Genomic DNA, 17,962 nt, shown 5'->3' on the forward strand with positions numbered 1-17,962 from the left:
CGGCCTCAGAGGGCGCGGGCGAGGACTGATCCCCGGTCGACGGCGTCGGCCAGCGCGGCATCGGCGGCCATGAACAACTCGTCGGGCGATCCGGCGTTCTTGGGGAACGCGGCGATGCCGCCGGCGAGCCGGATCGGCACGGACGCGCCGCCGGGGAACTCGAACTGGCCGGACACGTCGTCCATGATCCCGGTCAGGAGCTGCGCAGTGGCGTCGGCGTCATGGGTCGGGAGGATCACCGCAGCTTCTCCGGCGTCGCTCAGTCCCGTCACGGCCTCGTCGGGGAGTCGGTCGCGTACCCGGCCGACGAGGACGTCGATGAGGTGCTCCAGTCCCTCGGAACCGACCTCGATCACGATGTCCGGGGCGTTCACCAGGCGGACGAGACCGAACGTGAACTGCCCGGTCGTGCCGGCCACGGCGATCTCGTCGGCGAGTCGGGCCTCGAGGTAGCGCTGGGTGAGCAGCGGGAGTCGTTCGTGCCGTCCGGTGGCGGCGAGGTCACGGGCGATCTCGAGTCGATCCCGGACGATGTCGGCGAGCGTGTTGGTGTTGAACGGCTTCGACACGAACGCATCGAGGCCCTTCGACGAGCGCAGCGTGGGCATGGCGTCGGCCGACACCAGGATCACCGGCATGAAGACGTTGCTCTCGTCGGCGCGCAGTCGGCGGTAGACGTCGCGGCCGGAGTACCCACGGAGGCGCAGATCGAGGAGCACGACGTCGGGCTGGTGTTCCTCCACCGCGTGCACCGCTGCGTCGACGTCGTCGGGGTCGACGTGGACCAGGTCGTAGCCGGCGGCCCGGAAGTAGGCGCGGAGGAAGCTGGCGATGTCGTGCTCGTCCTCGATGCACAACACGCGCTTCGTCGCCGCCAACCGTCGAGCCACTGGTCCGAGCTTGCTGTCGTCGTCCATACCGTTCGCTCGACCCCTTTCGGTGATTCGAAGGTTCCCGCGCTCCGCCCGGCCTCTAGCATCCCACGCCGTGTCTGCCCGCGTGCTCGTCATCGACAACTACGACTCGTTCACGTTCAATCTCGTGCAGTATCTGGGCGAGTTGGGCGCCGAGCCGATCGTGCACCGCAACGACGAGATCGACCACGCCGGGATCGAGCAACTCGACCCCGATGCGATCCTGATCTCACCCGGCCCGGGGACCCCGGACGATTCGGGGATCTCGACCGAGGTGATCCGGACCTGGGCCGGCCGTCGCCCGATCCTGGGCGTGTGTCTCGGACATCAGGCGATCGGGCAGGTGTTCGGCGGGACCGTCGTGCGCGCCGCCGAGGTCATGCACGGCAAGACGTCTCTCGTCCACCACACGGGTGTCGGCGTCTTCACGGATCTGCCGTCGCCGTTCGAGGCGACCCGCTACCACTCGCTCGTGGTCGATCCGGCCTCGGTCCCCGACGTGCTCGAGATCACGGCCCACACCGGGTCGTTCGACGACGACACCGGCGTGATCATGGGCCTCCGGCACCGCGAGTTCGACGTGGAGGGCGTGCAGTTCCACCCCGAGTCGATCCTCACGTCGACCGGCCACCGCATGCTCCAGAACTTCCTCGACCGAGCGGTGCCGGTCACCGCCTGATCGATCAGGGATCGGGGACCGGGGTGGCGCGTCCGACCCGGATGGTGACGGTCGAGCCCTTCTCGGCGCGCGTGCTGCCCGCCGGGTCCTGACTGATCACCCGTCCGTCGTCGGGATCTCCCGGGACCAGGGTGACGTCCTCCACGTTGACGGTGAAGCCTGCGGTCTCGAGTTCGGTGCGCGCCGTGTCCTCGGTCTTCTCGGTGACGTCCGGGACGATCACCTGCTCGGGGCCGACCGACACGAACAACGTGACGGTGCTGCCCTTCTCGAGCGAGGTGTTGGCCGGCGGGTCGGTGCGGATCACGGTGCCGGCGGGAACGCTCGGGCTGTTCTCCTGCTGCTGAGCGACGTTGAACTCGGCCTGGGTGAGGATGCCTTCGGCCTCGTCGACCGGTCGTCCGGCGACATCGGGGACGACGCGCGTGTCGGCGCCCTGGGACACCCGCAGCGTGATCTCGGCCGACAGCGGCACGTCCTCGCCCGCGGCGGGGTCCTGCTCGACGACCTTGCCGGGTTCGACGTCGCCGCTGAATATCAGCTCGGTGTTGATGGTGCGGAAGCCCTGGTCGCCCAGGTCCGACCGCGCGTCCTGTTCGGTGAAGCCGACCACGTCGTGCAGCGTGACCACGGGCTCGCCGTTCGACACCGTCAGTTCGACCGTGCCGCCCTCCTCGAGGTCTGCGTTGCCCTCGGGAGACTGGCTGATGACCTCGCCGTCCTCGAAGTCGGGGTTGTCCTCGAACTTGGTGTCGATGACGAACCCGGCCCCCTCAAGGATGATCCTGGCGCCGTCGGGTCCCTCGAGCTGTCGACCGACCACGTTGGGCACGGTCACCAGGTTGGCGTCGGTGCTCTCGTTGCCGTCGAGCACGCCGAGCGCTTGCGCGAGGAAGAACAGCACCCCGCCGAGCACCAGGAGGAGCAGGATCATGATGGCGATGAAGGCGCCGTTGCGCCGGGGCGGTTCGGCGTAGTCGTCGTAGCCGTAGTGGGGGTCGTACGCCGGCTCGTAGGGCTGTTCGAACGACGTGTCCTGCATCGTCGTGATGGGCACGGCCTGGGTCGCAGCGACCGCTGCGGCCGGTGCGACGATGGCCGTGTCGGCGGCGATCTGGTTGCCTTCGCGGTAGCGGCGCAGGTCGGCGCGCAGGTCCTCGGCCGAGGGATACCGGGCCGAGGGGTTCTTGGCGATGCACTTGAGGATGATCGCCTCGAGCGTGGGTTCGATGGCGGCGTTGATCTGGCGCGGGGGCGTGGGTGGCTCCTGCACGTGCTGATACGCCACGGCCAGCGCGTCGTCACCGCGGAAGGGCGGACGGCCACAGACGCTCTCGTAGAGCACGATCCCGAGGCTGTACACGTCGGACCGGGGGTCGACCGGCTTGCCCTGTGCCTGCTCGGGCGAGAAGTACGTCGCCGTGCCCATGACGAGGCCGGTCTGGGTGAGGTTCTGGTCCGATCCGGCCGAGACCGCCCGGGCGATGCCGAAGTCGGTGACCTTGACCTGGCCGTCGGAGGCGAGCATGACGTTGCCCGGCTTCACGTCGCGGTGGACCACGCCGTTGCGATGGGCGAACCCGAGGGCTGCAGCCATGTCGATGCCGATGTCGGCGGCACGGGTCGGCAGCAGCGTGCCTTCCTGACGGAGCACGTCGGCGAGGCTCCGGCCGTCGACGTATTCCATGACGATGTAGTAGGTGCCGCTCTCCTCGCCCCAGTCGTAGACGCCCACGACGTTGGGGTGGTTGAGGTTCGCCGCCGCCTGGGCTTCGCGCCGGAACCGCTCGACGAACGCGGGGTCCGAGGCGTACTGGGCGAAGAGGACCTTGACGGCCACGGGGCGGTCGAGCAGTTGGTCGCGCGCGAGGTAGACGTCGGCCATGCCTCCGCGGGCGAGGCGGCTGTGGAGCTCGTATCGACCGCCGTAGACGACGGGTCCTTGGTCAGACATGGCGTCGGAACCTTACGACAGACGCGTGCATCAGCTTGATCCCTGCGCAGCCAGGATCGTCTCCATGACCGCTCGCGCGATCGGTGCCGCGACGCGCCCGCCGGTCTGTTCGGACGCGCCTTCCTGGCCCTCGACGATGACGGCGACGGCCACGCTCGGAGCGCCACCCGGGGGTCCGGCGAACCCGACGATCCACGCATGCGAGCGGGGCGGGTCGGTGCCGAGCTGGGCCGTGCCGGTCTTGCCGCCGACCTCGAAGCCGGGGATGAGCAGGTTGCGTGCCGTCCCGTTCTGGGCGACGTTGATCATCGCCTCACGCATGATGGCTGCTGTGTCGGCCCCCATCGCCCGCCGCCATTCGCTGGGCTCGGGGTCCTCGACGACGGTGCCCTCGTCGTCGCGGACGGTGTCGAGCACGCGGGGGTTCATGACGATGCCCTCGTTGGCCACCGCACCGGCGACCAAGGCCATCTGCAGCGGCGTGGCGGCGACGTCGTTCTGTCCGATGCCGGTCTGTGCGAGCGCCGGAAGGTTCTGGTCGAAGTCGGTGGGGTAGTTGCTCACCGCCGCGCCGGGCAGGTCGATCGGTGGTTCGGCGTTGAAGCCGAAGTCCTCGGCCGTGTCGATCATGGTGTCGGCGCCGAGGTCGATGGCCATCTGGGCGAACGCCGTGTTGCACGACACCCGGAGCACCTCGAACAGGTCGCCGCCGCACGTCGATCCACCGAAGTTGCGCAGCGGACGAGATGTCTGGGGAGCGATGTACTCGTTGGTGACGGGATACGACGGTTCGTCGCGTGTGACCTCGCCCGACTCGAGACCGGCGGTCGCGGTCACGATCTTGAACGTCGATCCGGGGAAGTACCGCTCGCGGTAGGTCTTGGCCAGCAGCGGTTTGGCGCTGTCGGCGTTGAGGACGGTGAAGACGTCGTTGGCCGCGGCGAAGTCCTGGTCGGCGACGGCGTTTGGGTCGAAGGAGGGGAACGACCACATCGTGAGGATCTCGCCGGTTCGTGGGTCGATCGCCACGACCGATCCCCGACGGTCGCCCAGCGCCTCGCGTGCGACCCGTTGCACGTCGGCGCGCAACGACAGCGTGAGATCGCCGACACGGTCCCGTTCGACGAACAGGTCGTTGAGGTCACGGAAGCTGAGGTCGAGCGTGCGTCCGACGAGTTCGGCGTTGTACGTGTCCTCGACGCCGGTCGAACCGAGGTTGAGGGAGTAGTAGCCGACGACGTGGGCGAAGAGGTCGCCCTCGGGATAGGTGCGTGTGCGCTCGAACTGCGACCCGTCGGCGGCATCGACCGACCGGGCGATGACGACACCGTCGGCCGTGGCGATGCTGCCCCGGGGTCCGTCGTAGTCGCGGAGGATCTCGCGGGTGTTCGCGGGATTGTCCTTGAGTCGCTGCGCCCCGAACACCGTCGTCCGGTTCAGCTGGGCGAACAGCACCAGGTAACAGACCAGGAGTGCGGCACCGAGCTTGGCGATCTGGCGGTTCATCCCGCAGTCGCCTCCATCTGGCGCGCGCCACCGGTGGGTTTCACGCTGTTGTCGGAGATGCGGAGCAGCAGGGCCAGCAACACGTAGTTGAGGACGAGGCTCGATCCGCCGTAGCTGACGAAGGGAAGGGTGACGCCGGTGAGGGGGAGCACCCGCGTGATGCCGCCGATGATGATGAACGCCTGGATGCCGAGCAGCGTCGTGAGGCCGGTTGCGAGGAGGGTGTCGAACGCCGAGTCGGCCCGCAGGGCGATGCGCAGGCCGGCACCGACCATGAGGATGTAGGCGCAGAGGATCGCGGTGCCGCCCAGGAGGCCGAGTTCCTCACCGATGGCGGCGAAGATGAAGTCGGTCTCGACCTCGGGGATGCGAGTCGGGGTTCCGAGTCCGATGCCCGTCCCGGCGAGGCCGCCGTCGGCCAGCGCGAACGAGGCCTCGACCACCTGGAAACCCTCGGCCTTGGCGACCGGCCACGGATTCAGCCAGATCTCGACACGGTCGCGGACGTGGGAGAACTGCGAGTACGCGAAGAACGCACCCATCGCGAACAGTGAGGTCCCGACCGTGACGTAGGTGGTGCGTCCGGTCGCGACCCAGAGCATCACCACGAACAGGAAGAAGAAGAGGAGCGACGAGCCGAGGTCCTTCTCGAAGGTCATCACGACCAAGGAGGCTCCCCAGGCGAGGACGACGGGTCCGAGGTACTTCGGGTCCGGCAGGTGGAGCGGTCCCAAACGGAACGTCGAGAGGGCGAGCAACTCGCGCTTCTCGACCAGGTAGCCGGCGAAGAAGATGGCGAGCACCACCTTCGCGGGTTCGCCGGGCTGGAAGTTCACGGGTCCGAGCGAGATCCAGATGCGCGATCCGTTGATGGTCCGTCCGATCACGGGGACGAGCGGCAACACGAGCAGCACGATGCCGACGACGGCGAACGTGTAGCGGTACCGCTCGAGGTCGCGGGCGCGACGAACCAGGATCAGCGTGGCGATGAACGCGCCGATGCCCACGGCGGTCCACAGCGACTGGAGACCGGCGAGGCGCCCGCCGTCCTCCTGCGCCTCGTCGAGACGGACGATGAAGACGTAGCCGACGCCGTTGAGCAGCGCCGCGAGCGGGAGCAGGATGCCGTCGGCGTTGGGGGCGAGCTTGCGGACCGCGATGTGGGCCGCGACGAGCAACGCCAGGATCACGCCGAGGAAGGGCCCGATGTTGGCCGGCATCTCGGCGTTCTTGCCGAGGCCGGCCAGCGCGTAGGCGCCGGCGGTGATCAACACGACCACGAGGATCAGCCCCAGCTCGGTGCGGCGGCGCAGCAGATGCACGGCTCAGCCCGTGGTCGAGGTCGTGGTCGGCGCGGTGGTCGACGTCGTGGTGGTGGTCGACGTGGTCGGGGGAGGAGCGAGGTCCTCGATGCGTTGTTCGACGTTGGTGACGAAACGGCGAGCGCTCTCGAGGGTCGCGAAGGTGCGGCGTTCGTCGAGGTCGTCGACGAACTCGCCCGGGATGTCGGCGGCGTCGATGCCGGTCCCCTCGACTTCGGACGCGTCGATCCACAGCACGCCGCCCGGTCGGCCCTTGAAGATCGTGACCTCGTCGTCGACCACGTCGACGTAATAGGTGTTGGTCGCGTAGTCGTTGACCAACCACAGCCCGCCTCCGATCACCGCGGCGACGATCAGCACGAAGCCGATCGACCGCAGCGTGACCGCTCGTGGACGCCGCGGTTCGGCGCCGGTGCTGACCGGGTCGGCGGCGGTGCCGGCGTCGGCCTCGGCCGAGGGGGCATGGACGTGGGCCTGGTCGTCGGGGAGCGCGAGGAAGGTCTGGGTGTCGGTGTCGGGATCGTGCGAGAACCCGTCGGCATCGGGGATGGCGGTCGATGCCGCAGCCGAGATGTCGCCGTCGTCGATCACGTCGACGATGACGACCGTGATGTTGTCGCGGCCGCCGTGGTCGTTGGCCCGGGCGACGAGGAGTCGCGCCGCCTCGTCGGGGTCGTCGACCGAGCGGAGCACCTCGGCGATCTCGCCGTCCTCGACCTCGTCGGTCAGCCCGTCGGAGCACAGCAGGTAGCGGTCGCCGACGTGGGGGAGGAGTTGGAAGTCGTCGACCTCGACGCGGCCGTCGATGCCGACGGCGCGGGTGACGATGTTCTTCTGGGGGTGCGTCCGGGCCTGTTCGCGGTCGATGCGCCCGTCGCGCACCATCTCGCCGACGAGGCTGTGGTCGTCGCTGACCTGCTCGAGTTCGCCGTTGGTCAGCCGGTACGCACGGGAGTCGCCAACGTTGACGATCGCCAGGCGTTCTTCTCCCGCCTCGGTGACGACGGCGATGGCGACCAGCGTGGTGCCCATCCCCGACAGGGCAGGGTCTTCGCCGCTGCGTTCGAAGACGGTGCCGTTGGCGTCCTGGACCCGGCTGACGAGCTCGTTGACCGTCACGGTCGCGAGGTGCTCGCCGTGATCGAACGCGTCGACGGCCATGGCCGAGGCGACCTCGCCGCCCTGATGGCCGCCCATGCCGTCGGCCACGACGAAGATGCGCGGGCCGAGGAGCATGGAGTCCTGGTTGATGCTCCGGATCTGACCGACGTCGCTGGCGCCGCCGGCGCGCAGGCGGACGGTCATGCGACCTCCATCACGGTCGAACCGATCTGGATCTGGTCACCACGACTGACGACCATGGGCGCGGCGACCTTCCGCCGGTTGAGATAGGTCCCGTTGGTCGAACCCAGGTCCTCGACGTAGAGCTGGTCGTCGCGCGTGAAGATCCTGGCGTGGAGCTGTGACGCGTAGGTGTCGTCGAGGGTGATCTGGCACCCGGCGGCCCGTCCGACCGTGAGTTCGTCGCCCAGGGCGAACACCTGCCCGGCCATCGAGGCGGGTTCGACGACGGTCAGCTTCGGGGGCGTCCGCTCCCGGGAGCGGGTGCGGCGTGCCGTCCGCTTCGTGCCCGTCGGCGGGGCGGCGGTCGCCTTGGCGAGATTGACCTCGGCCCACACCGCACGGAGGACGCGGAAGAAGAACAGGTACAGCAGGACCAGTAGGCAGATCTTGAGGACGTTGAGGAGTGGCTCCGGCACCGGCCCGGACTCTAGGACCTGTGCGGGCGGGACGAGTGGCGTCTAGATCGAACGAGCGAGCCGGACGCCGTCGACCGAAACCGTGCACTTCTCGCTGTGGAACGCGATCATGCCCGCAACCGGTGCGACCTCGCGGAGCGGCGTTGGGTACGACCAGCCGACATCGTGGTGGAGTCGTCCCCCCAACTCGACCGACACGTACTCGGCGTGGCCCTTGTAGGGGCACGAACTCTTGGTCTCGGAGGGACGGAGCACGTCGAGGCGCACGTCGGTCCGCGGGAGGTAGAAGCGGGTGACGAGTCCGGTCTCGAAGACCATGACCGAACGCTTCGAGTGGGCGATGGTCGTGCCACCGAGGTCGACACGCACCTCTCGGGCGGAGTGGAGGGCATCGACGCGCACGTAGGGGCTGCGGGGATGGACGATGACGACCTCGTCCTCCTCGAACCACGAATCGAGTGCGTCCCACTCGAAACGCACGTGGCCAGCCAGTTCGGGAACGTCCTCGATGCTCCACGCGATGCCTTCGGCGCGGTCACCGTCGGGAGACACCACGTCGTAGCGCTGGGCCCGGCCCAGATCGTGGTCGGCTTCGAACTCGTCGGTGGGTTCGAGGCGGGCCGTGACGTCCCCGACGGGGACGAAGTACTGCGGGTAGTGGTCGTGTTCCCAGACCAGGAGCACCGAGGTGGAGTCGATCACCATCGCCCCGTGGAGCGCTGCACGCACCCGCTTCTCGGTCGGTTCGATCTGCAACTTTCGCCTACCCACGGGTCAGAACCTAGTGGCGGCGGGCCAGCTCCTCGGCAGGGAGGTCAGCTGGCCTCGAAGCGGAACGTCGTCGAGCCGAACGTCATCTCGTCCCCGTCCTGGAGCAGACGCTCGCTGACCTTGACGCCGTTGATCTTGGTTCCGTTGGTGGATCCGAGGTCGGCGAGCACGAAGGTGCCGCCCGACGGGCGGATCTCGGCGTGGTTCCGACTGACGTTCGGATCCTCGAGCGTGATCACGCTCTCGGGGATGCGGCCGATGGTCACGATCGTCTCGCCGAGCACGAAACGGTCGCCGTTGGGGAGCACGAGCGACCCGGCGCCGGCTCCACCGTCGCCCTCACGCAGGCGGGCGGTCACCGAGAACGCGCCGATGCGCATCTTCGGGTCGACCTCGAACGCGATGCCGATCGGGCCCATGAAGTCGTAGCCCTCGTCGCGTGCGTGCTCCCGGGCCAACTCGGCCAGGTTGCGGCGCATCGAGTCGCCGACTTCGGCGAACTCGTCGGCGTCCTGCTGCGAGAGGTTCACGGTGAAGTCGTTGGCGACCACGGTGTTGCCGCGCACGCCGATGGAGCGACTGTCGTCCATCTCCCGCGTCAGGCGACGGCCGATCTCGACCGGACGCAGCCCCGAACGGAAGACGCGGGCGAAGGCGCCCTCGACCATCTTCTCCAGCCGCTTCTCGAAGTTCCGCAGTCCCATCGGGGCGCAGGCTAGCGAGGTCCCCGATGGCGTTGGGCACCGACCACGATCGGCCTGTGTCCTGGCCTGGGTCGCGCGCTACCGTGAGCGACTCCACTCGGGCGAGTGGCGGAATTGGCAGACGCGCAGGCTTCAGGTGCCTGTGTCCTTCGGGACGTGGGGGTTCAAGTCCCCCCTCGCCCACGAGTTCGCGGTGGATCCTCCACTGCCGGACCACACCGGTCGGCGGCGCCTCGACCGGATCGGGTTGACTGTCGGCGGTGGCAGACGAACTCCCCCTGACGCAGCGATGGACGAGGGCCGGCCGGTTGGTCGACGACCTCGACACGGCGATGGAGGACGTCCGCGTCGTCGTGCGCATGCGGGGCGAGGCGAACCTGCCGGCGGGAGTCGGTGATCCGTATCGGCGGCTGACGACACGTGCGGCAGACCTGCGGGTGCGGCTGCACGCGGCAGCGTCGATGTCGAGCGCGGCCCAACGCGAGCTCGCCAAGGCCTTGAAGCCGGGCGTGCGAGAGGTGGAAGAGATGGCGCGGCGGATCGCGGTGTTCCTCGCGTCCGACTCGGATGCCGACTCGCTCGACGACGAGATGGTGCGGTTCGAGCAGCTGATCGAGTCGACCCGCGAGCTGGCCGAGCCGGAGTTCGAGTTGCCGGTCGGCGATCGGCTGCGCCTCCTCCGCTATCGAGCGAGTCGACGACTCCGGCGTGACGACCAGTGAGGGCTGGATGCGGTCAGGAGCTGGTCCGCAGCGGCCACGAGATCGGGTGACCGGGCCCTCGGGGAATACCGCCCAGGGGTATCTGTTGTACTGAGCATGGCAACAGCTTCCGATACGACGGTCCCGTGCCCGGCCTGCGGTGTCCGCAACCGCGTTCCGGCGTACGCGTCAGGGCACCCGGCCTGTGCGAAATGCCACGCCGAGTTGCCGTGGCTGGTCGACGCCACCGACACGAACTTCCGCGACACCCTCGACTCGAAGGTCCCCGTGCTCGTCGACGTGTGGGCGCCTTGGTGCGGGCCGTGCCGCATGGTGGCGCCGGCGGTCGCCGACACGGCGGTCCGCTTGGCCGGAGCGCTGAAGGTCGTGAAGTTGAACGCCGACGAAGCCCCCGGTGCATCGGGTTCGCTCGGCGTCCAGGGCATCCCCACGCTCCTCGTCTTCCATGAAGGCAAGGAGGTCGCCCGTCAGGTCGGCGCCCTCCCCGCAGCGGCACTCACCACCTGGGTCGACGGGGTGCTCGCCGACATCGGGACGTCCTGATGGCCGACGTGCACACCGCCGCTCCCGAGGTCGTGGAGGAGAAGCAGGGACGCCGCTGGATCTTCGGCTCGTTCCTGCTGTGCCCGTGTCACCTGCCGATCACGCTGGCGATCGTCGGATCGCTGGCGGGCGGCACGGTCCTCGGAGGCCTGTTGCGCGATCACGTGTTCCTGGCCGGAGCCGTCGTCACGGTCGGCTGGGTGATCGGCACCGCGAACGGTTTCCGACTGGTGAGCCACGCCCAGCGCGGGACGTGCCCGATCCCTCTCCGGGAGCGGTTGCGCCGCCTCCGGTGACTCGACGGTCAGCGCTTGGTGTCGTTGGCGACCAGGTCGTGTTCGAAGGCGAACGCCGTGGCGGCGGCCCGTGACGACACACCGATCTTGGTGAAGATGTTCGACAGGTGCCGCGACACGGTCTTGGCCGACAGGAACAGCGCCTCGGCCATCTCGTTGTTGGTCATGCCCGAGGCGATCAGTCGCAGCACCTCGACCTCGCGCTCGGTGAGGCCGGCAGGCAGGGTCGGGGAGGGCGTGTCGCCGTGGGCGAGGCGGGCGTCGAACGACGCGCCGATCTCGTCGAAGAGCGCTGCGGCACTGGCGAACGACTCGGCGGCTCCCGCAGCGTCGCCCGCCAACTGCAAGGCCTGGCCGACGAGCGTGCGAGCGGTCGCCACCTCGTAGGGGACCTGCAGCGACTCCCAGTCCTGGAGGGCCGTGCGCAGCGTCTCGACGGCGCCGGGGTCGTCGGCCGCCAACTGGAGCCGCCCCCGCGTCGACGCGGCGGTGGCTCGCAGGAACGGGGAGGCGTAGGTGTGGGCGATGTCGTCGAGTTCGTCGGCGGCCTCCGCGGCAGCGTCGAGGTCGCCGGCGGCGATGGCGATGTGGGCGAAGATCGGCAGGACCTTGGCTCGGCTCAGGGGCGTCGAACCGCAGTTGGCCATGCACTCGCCCACGGCGTCACGAGCCGCGCGCAGCTTGCCCTGGGCCAGGCACAACAGCGCGTACGCACCGCAGACCTGGCCGTTGAGCTCCCGAGCTCGCGAGAACGAGGCCTCGGCCGCCACCAGGTCGCCGAGCCGCCTGCGGATGTCGCCCATCTCGGCGTAGGCGGCGGCCGCGTTGGGGAGGTGGCTGCCCATCAACTCCTCGCCGGCGCGCTCGGCCTCGGCCGCCGCCTCGGCGAGGGATCCCTGACGCTTGAGGACGACGGCCTGATGCACGCGGCAGATCCCCGGGAAGATCGCAAAAGGGTGCTGCTCGGACCACTCGGCTGTGGCGTGCGTCCACTCCGCTGCTCGGGCCAGGTCGCCCAGTTCCTCGCAGGCGCTGATGAGGCTGCAGTACACCTTGCCGGTGGCGTAGGGGCCGAGCCGCCCCTCGAGCGCGAAGAGCATGGCGTCGTCGAGACGGGCGAGTCCTTCGGCCGGTTCGCTCCGGTCGATCAGCAGGCGTCCCAGGGTCTGGAGCGCCTCGGCCTCGAGGTCGGCGGAGCGGAGCCGCCGAGCGAGCTCGAGGACCTCGCCCGTGGCCTCGACGGCGGCGTCGAGCTCGCCCCGCCCGTGCGCCATCTCGGCCTCACGCAACGCCAGCGCCCCGTACGACACGCAGTCGGTGTCGGCCTCGAGCGCGGTGCGCGCCCTGCGCAGCCAGGTCGCGGCGATGGTCGGCCGCATGCGGAACTGGTGGTGTTCGTAGAGCCACACGGCGCACTGGCCAGCGCTCCGGTGGTCGCCGAGCTCGTCGTAGACGCGGTAGGCGCCTTCGCGAGCCTCGATGCAGTCGTCGAGCCGACCGAGCCACCACGCGGCATCGGCCAACAGGTCGAGCCGGTCGGCCTCGGCCGAGCCCTCGACCTCTCCCGCGGCCTGGCGGGCGAGGTCGAGTGCGTCCTGCCAGTCGTGGCGCGTGATCGCGTCGACGGCTCGTTGCATCGAGTTGGTCACTGCGGCCGACGCTACCGTCAGGCCGGGGCGGCCATCGCTGCGGCGAGGTGCTCCAGCACCGGGTGGAGATCGGCGGCCGGGCTGATCTCGATGAAGGTCACGCCCTCGTCGGTCCATCCGGTGTGTCCGCCCGGCCACGAGTAGACGTCGCCGGCACGGTTCGTCTCCTCGGTGCCGTCGGCATAGCGGATGGTCACCGAGCCCTCGATGATGTAGCCGGTGTGGGCGCTCTGGCACATGTCACCGGGCAAGCCGACGAACAAGGGCGTGAAGTCGACACCGGCGGGCAGGCGAAGCCAACGGATGAGTTCGCCGTTCCACTCGATGCCTCTGGTGACGATTCCGTCGACGTCCATCTCGACGGGCATCTCTTCGATGGTTGCTCGCATGGTTCCTCCGAACGATCGTCGGGTCGGTCCCGACGTCTGGATGTCCATGGTCGACGCGACCGGCGGTGGCCGCATCGGGCGTGCGCCGCATCGTCGATCGCAGTGGGCGGACGCCGATGGGGTGAACACCCCACGGCGTTCGGCACCGGCTCGACACGAGATGGGGCGACCGTCCGATGCATCGAACGCCGATCAGGACGACGATGGGTCCATGACCACACGAGATCGAGCTGGCGACGACGAGGTCTCCGCACTCATCGCTGCCGGCCGAGACCGTGAGGCTGCGCTCCGGGGCGTCGCTCGATCGTCCCGACCTCCTGGAGGAACCATGGATCCGATCAACCAGCTCGAACAGCTCATGCCGACCCTCGGCGCGCTGGTGAGCACGCTCACACCCGAGGACCTCGCCGCCGAGACCCCGTGCAGCGAGTACACGGTGCAGGGCGTGCTCGAGCACATGGTGGGCGGCGGCGCCGCCTTCGCCGCTGGCTACCGCGGCGATGAGCCCCACGAGTTCGACACCACCGACATCCTCCCCGCGTGGGAGCAGGCGATGACCGAACTCGCCGAGGCCGTCATGGCCCCCGGAGCGCTCGACCAGACGATCGCCGCTCCGTTCGGAGAGGTCTCCGGCGACACCTTCGCTCGCTTCGTGGCCCTCGACGGCCTCGTCCACGGGTGGGACATCGCGACCGCCACCGGCAAGCCCTACGCGCCCTCCGACGACCTCGTCGCCGCCGTCGACGGGTTTGCCCACGAGGCCCTCGACCCGCTCCGCGACGGCGACACGTTCGCCGCCGCCGTCGCGGCCCCGGCCGACGCCTCGCCGATCACCCGGCTCGCCGCCTACACCGGCCGGCAGGTCCGGTAGGCGGTCGATCATGGCCACCGCACCAGCGCTGCCCGACCAAGCAGCAAAGCTCCTCGGCCCGCTCGGTGGCACCGCCACCGTGTGGGGACTCGAGCTCGCCGTCCGTCTCGGGATCGTCGACGAACTCGCGGCGCACCCGGACGGTCTCACCGCTGCCGAGGTCGCCGCTGCGCTCACCCTCGACCCCGAGTACACGCACGTCATCCTGCGGTCGGCCTTCGCCGGCGAGATCGTCGAGCTCACCGACGACCGCTACCGGTTGGCCGACCACATGGCGACCCTCCTGCTCGACCAGGACCACCCGGCCTTCCTCGGTGGAGCGCTGAAGGTGTTCGTCGCCATGCGCGAGACGTTCCTCGACCTCCGCGAGTTCGCCAAGACCGGCCAGCGGGAGTGGTGGGGCGACTTCGATCCCGAGTGGATCGACGCCGTCGGGGCCCACTGCCAGGCGTACTACCGCCGGTTGGTCGACGTGGTCGTGCCGCAACTCCCCGATGTCGAGGCTCGACTGACCTCGGGTGCACGATTCCTCGACCTGGCCTGCGGCACCTGCCGCGGTCCGGCCAAGGTGGTCGGCGCGTTCCCGAACACGATGGTCACCGCCGTCGACGCCGACCGCTACACACTCGAGGTGGCAGAACGGGAGATGAAGGAGCGCGAGCTGGGCGGCCGGTTCCGTTTCGTCCACGCCTTTCTCGAGGAGTTGGACATCGACGGCGGCCACGACCTCGCCCACATCAACGTGTCGTTGCACGAGGCCCGTGACATGGAGCGGGCGGTCGAGCGGGTGCACGCTGCGCTCGACCCGGGTGGAACCTTCCTCGTGTCCGAGTTCCCGTTCCCCGACGACGAGCACGACTGCCGAACGGTGCCCGGCCGCATCATGTGTGGGGTGCAGTTCTTCGAGTCGCACATCGGTTGCCAGTTGCGGCCCGCCAGTCACTTCGTCGGCGTGCTCGAGCGGGCCGGTTTCCGCGATGTCGGTGTCATCGACGTCAACCCGATGCACGTCGTGATCCACGGCACCAAGTAGCCCCAGGGAGAACGCGACGATTGCGGTCAGGATCTGACCGGGGTCGTCGGGAGGATGGGTGCATGACCAACACCACGTCCACCCCCACCATCGACCGGACCGACCCTCGGCCCCAGTTCGCTGCGGCGATCGAGACCCTGCGGTCGGTCGTGCACGGCATCGGCCCCGACCGACTCGGGCTCCCGACGCCGTGCCCGGACATGAACGTCCGCGAGCTGATCGACCACGTCGGCATGGCCGTCGGACGAGTCACGGCCGCCGGCCGGCGACTCCCGCTCGACCAGTGGCCGACCGACGGGTTCTCGGTCGGCGACGACGTCACCGCTGGCATCGACCGGCTGAGCGCCGAGGCGCTCGCCGCATGGACCGACGAGCGGCTCGCCGAGCCGGTGCAACTGCCCTGGACCACGTTGTCTGGTGCCGACGCGCTCGCCACCTACGTCAACGAGATGCTCGTCCACACGTGGGACCTGGCCACGGCCACCGAGCAGACCCCGGACTTCGATCCCGCGGCGATCGCCGTCGCCGAGGCGATCATGCACCAGGAGCTCCCGGCCCCCGAGCGCGGGCCGATGTGGGAGGAGTTCGCGCGGCAGATGCCCGAGGGGATCCCCTTCGCGCAGCCGTTCGCGGACGCGGTCGCCGTGGCTGACGACGCTCCGGCCATCGTCCGACTGGTTGCGTGGAACGGTCGACGTCCCTGAGCGGATCGGGCGACGTCTGGACAGAACGATGGCCCCGGTCGGAACCGGGGCCATCTGGGGAAGTCGCCCGAGCCACGGACAGACATTCCTTGCTCAGCAAGGGTATCGGTCCGGCTGCTCCGCGTCTTTAGCTCATGGGCGATATGTGGTGATCATGCGGCGTGCCGACGTGATCGCCGAAGGGGCGAGACGGCGGTCACGAACAGGTAGCCGAGATCGATCATCCCGACCGCCAGTGCCAACAGCGCCAAGGGACTCGCACCCGTGCGGGGCAGTGTCGCCGACGCCGTCGATCCCGAAGTCCCGGTCTCGCCGGCACTCGCCGCCGCTGCGGTGACCGTCTCGTTCAGGACCTCGGGCCCCGCCGGCTTCGCCGGAGGGATGTCGGTCTCGCCCCGGACCGAGGCCGTCACGATGGTGGCGACCGGGTCCTTCGGCGTGCACGTGAATGCGACCGCGATCGGGCCCAACTCGACCTCGACCGAGGCCGAGGACATCGCGAACGTGACGTTGCCGCCGACGGCCTGCCACGTCATGTCCGGGACGGCGAACGTCGTCTTGGCCGGTTGGGCGACGCCCGCGCTGACCTGGACCGGCCCGACGGCGATCGTCACCGGTTTCGCGGTGACCTCACCCTCCTTGGTGTTGTCGGCGAAGACCGACACCACCGCGGTTCCCGACGGGGTGTCACCAGCCTTCAGGAGGCCGAGGTTGATCCCGGTCTGCAGGACCGAGCCGGGGACGGTGACCGTCCAGCTCTGGTCCTTGAGCGTCACCTGCTGACCCGCTTCGATCGGGGCGACCGTCGTGCCCGAGACCTCGAAGACCAGTTCGCTCACGTCGGGTGTGACGTTGTTCTTGCACGTCGTCGTGTACAGGCCGGTGCCCGACACGTCGGTGGGTTCGAGCGGCGGAACCGTGCTGGTCGTCGTCGACGTCGGGGCCGTGGTGCTGGTCGTCGTCGAGGTCGACGTCGTCGACGTGCTCGTCGTCGAGGTGGTCGAGGTCGAGGTGGTCGACGTGCTCGATGTGGTGGATCCGCCGCTGACGACGACGGTCGTGAACGGCGTGGCCGGGACGGGGTCGGTGCCGGTGCAAGCGGTGGCAGGGGCTGGACCGCAGCCGGCTGGCGACGGGGTCCCCGGGGTGCAGACGAAGGTCACGATGATGATCCCGCCGGGACCGACGAGCGCACTGGTCGAGCTCGACCCGAGGCTGATGGCGACGTCGCCACCGGCAGGGGTCCACGTGGTCGTCGGGAGCGCGGCAGAGACGGCGAGCGGGGTCGCGGTCTCGTCACCCGAGGTCTTGTTGGCCGGGGTCGGGTCGGTGATGGTGGTCACTCCCGTCACCGACAGCGGGCCGACCGACTGCGAGCCCTCGGTCGTGTTCGCGCCCAGGAGCTCGAGCGTGACGTCAGCGGGGATGTTGTTCACCCCGGTCGTCAGGAGCCCGAGGCTGTAGCCGGCGAGGAGGACGGTTCCGGGAACGTCGATGCCGAAGGTGGCACCGCTCAGCGTCACATCGTCGACGCCGAAAACCGCCGGATCCGGAGTGGCGTCACCACTCAGCGTGACGGGCAGGCTCGAGGTTCCGGCCTGCGCGTTGTTGGTGCACGACGTCGCCGTGGTGACGCTGGCGGCGTTGACAGCGGGCGCGGCGAGCGTCGCGAAAGCGAGCGCGCCGACCCAGACGGGTAGGACGAGAAGGGCGGCGCGAAGCCGCCTCCGTCGATCGATCACTGGCTTTCTCCCTCGTGGCTCGGGCTCGCAGCGACGGCGGAACCGACGCTGGTCGTTCGAAACGATCGCCCCACGTGCGGAAATTGTCAAGCGTTCTTGGGTTCGATTCGATGAAATGAAGGCAAGCGGAGGGTCGAGTTATCGCGCGTATGGGTGGTTGACAGATCTAGTCACTCCGTGCCGGCCCCGGCCGACATGTCCGGAATCTGAACAATCCTGCGGGTCGGTCTCTTTCGGTGCCTCGGGGAGAATCAGCCTCTTGACATGGGCTTTCACCCGCGTACTGTCGGCGGAAGTGCCGTCATCTGACGGTGCATCAGGGATCCGCACTGCGGACCCCGGGGGAAGATCGAGTACGGGCATCGCTGTCATTCCGGTGGCGGGTCTCGTTGCGGTCATCGCC

The 17,962-nt window shown here is 69.1% G+C and carries 18 protein-coding genes and 1 tRNA gene; 8 read left to right on the top strand and 11 right to left on the bottom strand.

The genetic code is table 11. From position 1 onward, the window contains the following. Nucleotides 1–5 precede the first annotated feature (5 nt). The gene (locus AB8619_RS19035) at nucleotides 6–917 is read right to left on the bottom strand and encodes a response regulator (RefSeq protein ID WP_436794203.1); all 912 of its coding nucleotides are present in this window, start codon (nucleotides 915–917) and stop codon (nucleotides 6–8) included. A gap of 70 nt (nucleotides 918–987) precedes the next feature. Here AB8619_RS19035 and AB8619_RS19040 point away from each other — a divergent pair, with 70 nt between their 5' ends. Further along, on the top strand, nucleotides 988–1,593 hold the full coding sequence (locus AB8619_RS19040) for an anthranilate synthase component II (protein WP_436794204.1): 606 nt from the start codon (nucleotides 988–990) through the stop codon (nucleotides 1,591–1,593). A gap of 4 nt (nucleotides 1,594–1,597) precedes the next feature. Here AB8619_RS19040 and pknB read toward each other — a convergent pair whose 3' ends face one another. Genes pknB through AB8619_RS19075 form a run of 7 tightly spaced genes read right to left on the bottom strand, consistent with a single transcriptional unit; the run spans nucleotide 1,598 to nucleotide 9,610 of the window. After that, nucleotides 1,598–3,547, bottom strand: a complete 1,950-nt coding sequence (gene pknB / locus AB8619_RS19045) for a Stk1 family PASTA domain-containing Ser/Thr kinase (RefSeq protein ID WP_436794205.1) — start codon at nucleotides 3,545–3,547, stop codon at nucleotides 1,598–1,600. 30 nt (nucleotides 3,548–3,577) lie between these two features. Further along, nucleotides 3,578–5,053: a peptidoglycan D,D-transpeptidase FtsI family protein gene (locus tag AB8619_RS19050; RefSeq protein ID WP_436794206.1), complete on the bottom strand. Its 1,476-nt coding sequence runs from the start codon at nucleotides 5,051–5,053 to the stop codon at nucleotides 3,578–3,580. Continuing rightward, the gene (locus tag AB8619_RS19055; RefSeq protein ID WP_436794207.1) at nucleotides 5,050–6,375 is read right to left on the bottom strand and encodes an FtsW/RodA/SpoVE family cell cycle protein; all 1,326 of its coding nucleotides are present in this window, start codon (nucleotides 6,373–6,375) and stop codon (nucleotides 5,050–5,052) included. Before AB8619_RS19055 ends, AB8619_RS19050 begins: the two co-directional genes overlap by 4 nt. 3 nt (nucleotides 6,376–6,378) lie before the next feature. Then, on the bottom strand, nucleotides 6,379–7,680 hold the full coding sequence (locus AB8619_RS19060; protein WP_436794208.1) for a Stp1/IreP family PP2C-type Ser/Thr phosphatase: 1,302 nt from the start codon (nucleotides 7,678–7,680) through the stop codon (nucleotides 6,379–6,381). Continuing rightward, nucleotides 7,677–8,135: an FHA domain-containing protein FhaB/FipA gene (locus tag AB8619_RS19065; RefSeq protein ID WP_436794209.1), complete on the bottom strand. Its 459-nt coding sequence runs from the start codon at nucleotides 8,133–8,135 to the stop codon at nucleotides 7,677–7,679. Before AB8619_RS19065 ends, AB8619_RS19060 begins: the two co-directional genes overlap by 4 nt. Nucleotides 8,136–8,177: 42 nt before the next feature. Further along, on the bottom strand, nucleotides 8,178–8,906 hold the full coding sequence (locus AB8619_RS19070; RefSeq protein WP_436794210.1) for a DUF427 domain-containing protein: 729 nt from the start codon (nucleotides 8,904–8,906) through the stop codon (nucleotides 8,178–8,180). A 44-nt stretch (nucleotides 8,907–8,950) separates the two neighbouring features. Further along, on the bottom strand, nucleotides 8,951–9,610 hold the full coding sequence (locus AB8619_RS19075; protein ID WP_436794211.1) for an FhaA domain-containing protein: 660 nt from the start codon (nucleotides 9,608–9,610) through the stop codon (nucleotides 8,951–8,953). Between the two features lie 99 nt (nucleotides 9,611–9,709). Here AB8619_RS19075 and AB8619_RS19080 point away from each other — a divergent pair. From AB8619_RS19080 to AB8619_RS19095, 4 genes are all read left to right on the top strand, one after another. Further along, nucleotides 9,710–9,793, top strand: a tRNA-Leu gene (locus AB8619_RS19080). A gap of 77 nt (nucleotides 9,794–9,870) precedes the next feature. Continuing rightward, entirely contained in the window at nucleotides 9,871–10,332 is a 462-nt protein-coding gene (locus AB8619_RS19085; RefSeq protein ID WP_436794212.1) for a hypothetical protein, read from the top strand. A 204-nt stretch (nucleotides 10,333–10,536) separates the two neighbouring features. Then, complete coding sequence (trxA, locus tag AB8619_RS19090; protein ID WP_436794213.1) at nucleotides 10,537–10,875, top strand: thioredoxin; 339 nt, start codon at nucleotides 10,537–10,539, stop codon at nucleotides 10,873–10,875. Further along, entirely contained in the window at nucleotides 10,875–11,171 is a 297-nt protein-coding gene (locus AB8619_RS19095; protein ID WP_436794214.1) for a hypothetical protein, read from the top strand. Before trxA ends, AB8619_RS19095 begins: the two co-directional genes overlap by 1 nt. Before the next feature lie 8 nt (nucleotides 11,172–11,179). Here the strand turns inward: AB8619_RS19095 and AB8619_RS19100 are convergent, their stop codons facing one another. Next, complete coding sequence (locus AB8619_RS19100; protein WP_436794215.1) at nucleotides 11,180–12,820, bottom strand: LuxR C-terminal-related transcriptional regulator; 1,641 nt, start codon at nucleotides 12,818–12,820, stop codon at nucleotides 11,180–11,182. A 17-nt stretch (nucleotides 12,821–12,837) separates the two neighbouring features. Next, entirely contained in the window at nucleotides 12,838–13,209 is a 372-nt protein-coding gene (locus AB8619_RS19105; protein WP_436794216.1) for a hypothetical protein, read from the bottom strand. A gap of 211 nt (nucleotides 13,210–13,420) precedes the next feature. Here AB8619_RS19105 and AB8619_RS19110 point away from each other — a divergent pair, with 211 nt between their 5' ends. The 3 genes from AB8619_RS19110 to AB8619_RS19120 all read left to right on the top strand — a co-directional run bounded on the left by AB8619_RS19110 (nucleotide 13,421) and on the right by AB8619_RS19120 (nucleotide 15,817). Continuing rightward, on the top strand, nucleotides 13,421–14,080 hold the full coding sequence (locus tag AB8619_RS19110; protein ID WP_436794217.1) for a TIGR03086 family metal-binding protein: 660 nt from the start codon (nucleotides 13,421–13,423) through the stop codon (nucleotides 14,078–14,080). Between the two features lie 10 nt (nucleotides 14,081–14,090). Further along, nucleotides 14,091–15,113, top strand: a complete 1,023-nt coding sequence (locus AB8619_RS19115; RefSeq protein WP_436794218.1) for a class I SAM-dependent methyltransferase — start codon at nucleotides 14,091–14,093, stop codon at nucleotides 15,111–15,113. A gap of 62 nt (nucleotides 15,114–15,175) precedes the next feature. Next, nucleotides 15,176–15,817 carry a TIGR03086 family metal-binding protein gene (locus AB8619_RS19120; protein ID WP_436794219.1) on the top strand — a complete coding sequence of 214 codons (642 nt, stop codon included), beginning with the start codon at nucleotides 15,176–15,178 and terminating at the stop codon, nucleotides 15,815–15,817. Nucleotides 15,818–15,969: 152 nt separating this feature from the next. Here the strand turns inward: AB8619_RS19120 and AB8619_RS19125 are convergent, their stop codons facing one another. Then, nucleotides 15,970–17,559, bottom strand: a complete 1,590-nt coding sequence (locus AB8619_RS19125; RefSeq protein ID WP_436794220.1) for a hypothetical protein — start codon at nucleotides 17,557–17,559, stop codon at nucleotides 15,970–15,972. Nucleotides 17,560–17,962 lie beyond the last annotated feature (403 nt).

The sequence above is a fragment of the Actinospongiicola halichondriae genome (genome assembly GCF_049103745.1).
GTDB classification, from domain to species: domain Bacteria; phylum Actinomycetota; class Acidimicrobiia; order Acidimicrobiales; family Salinilacustritrichaceae; genus Salinilacustrithrix; species Salinilacustrithrix halichondriae.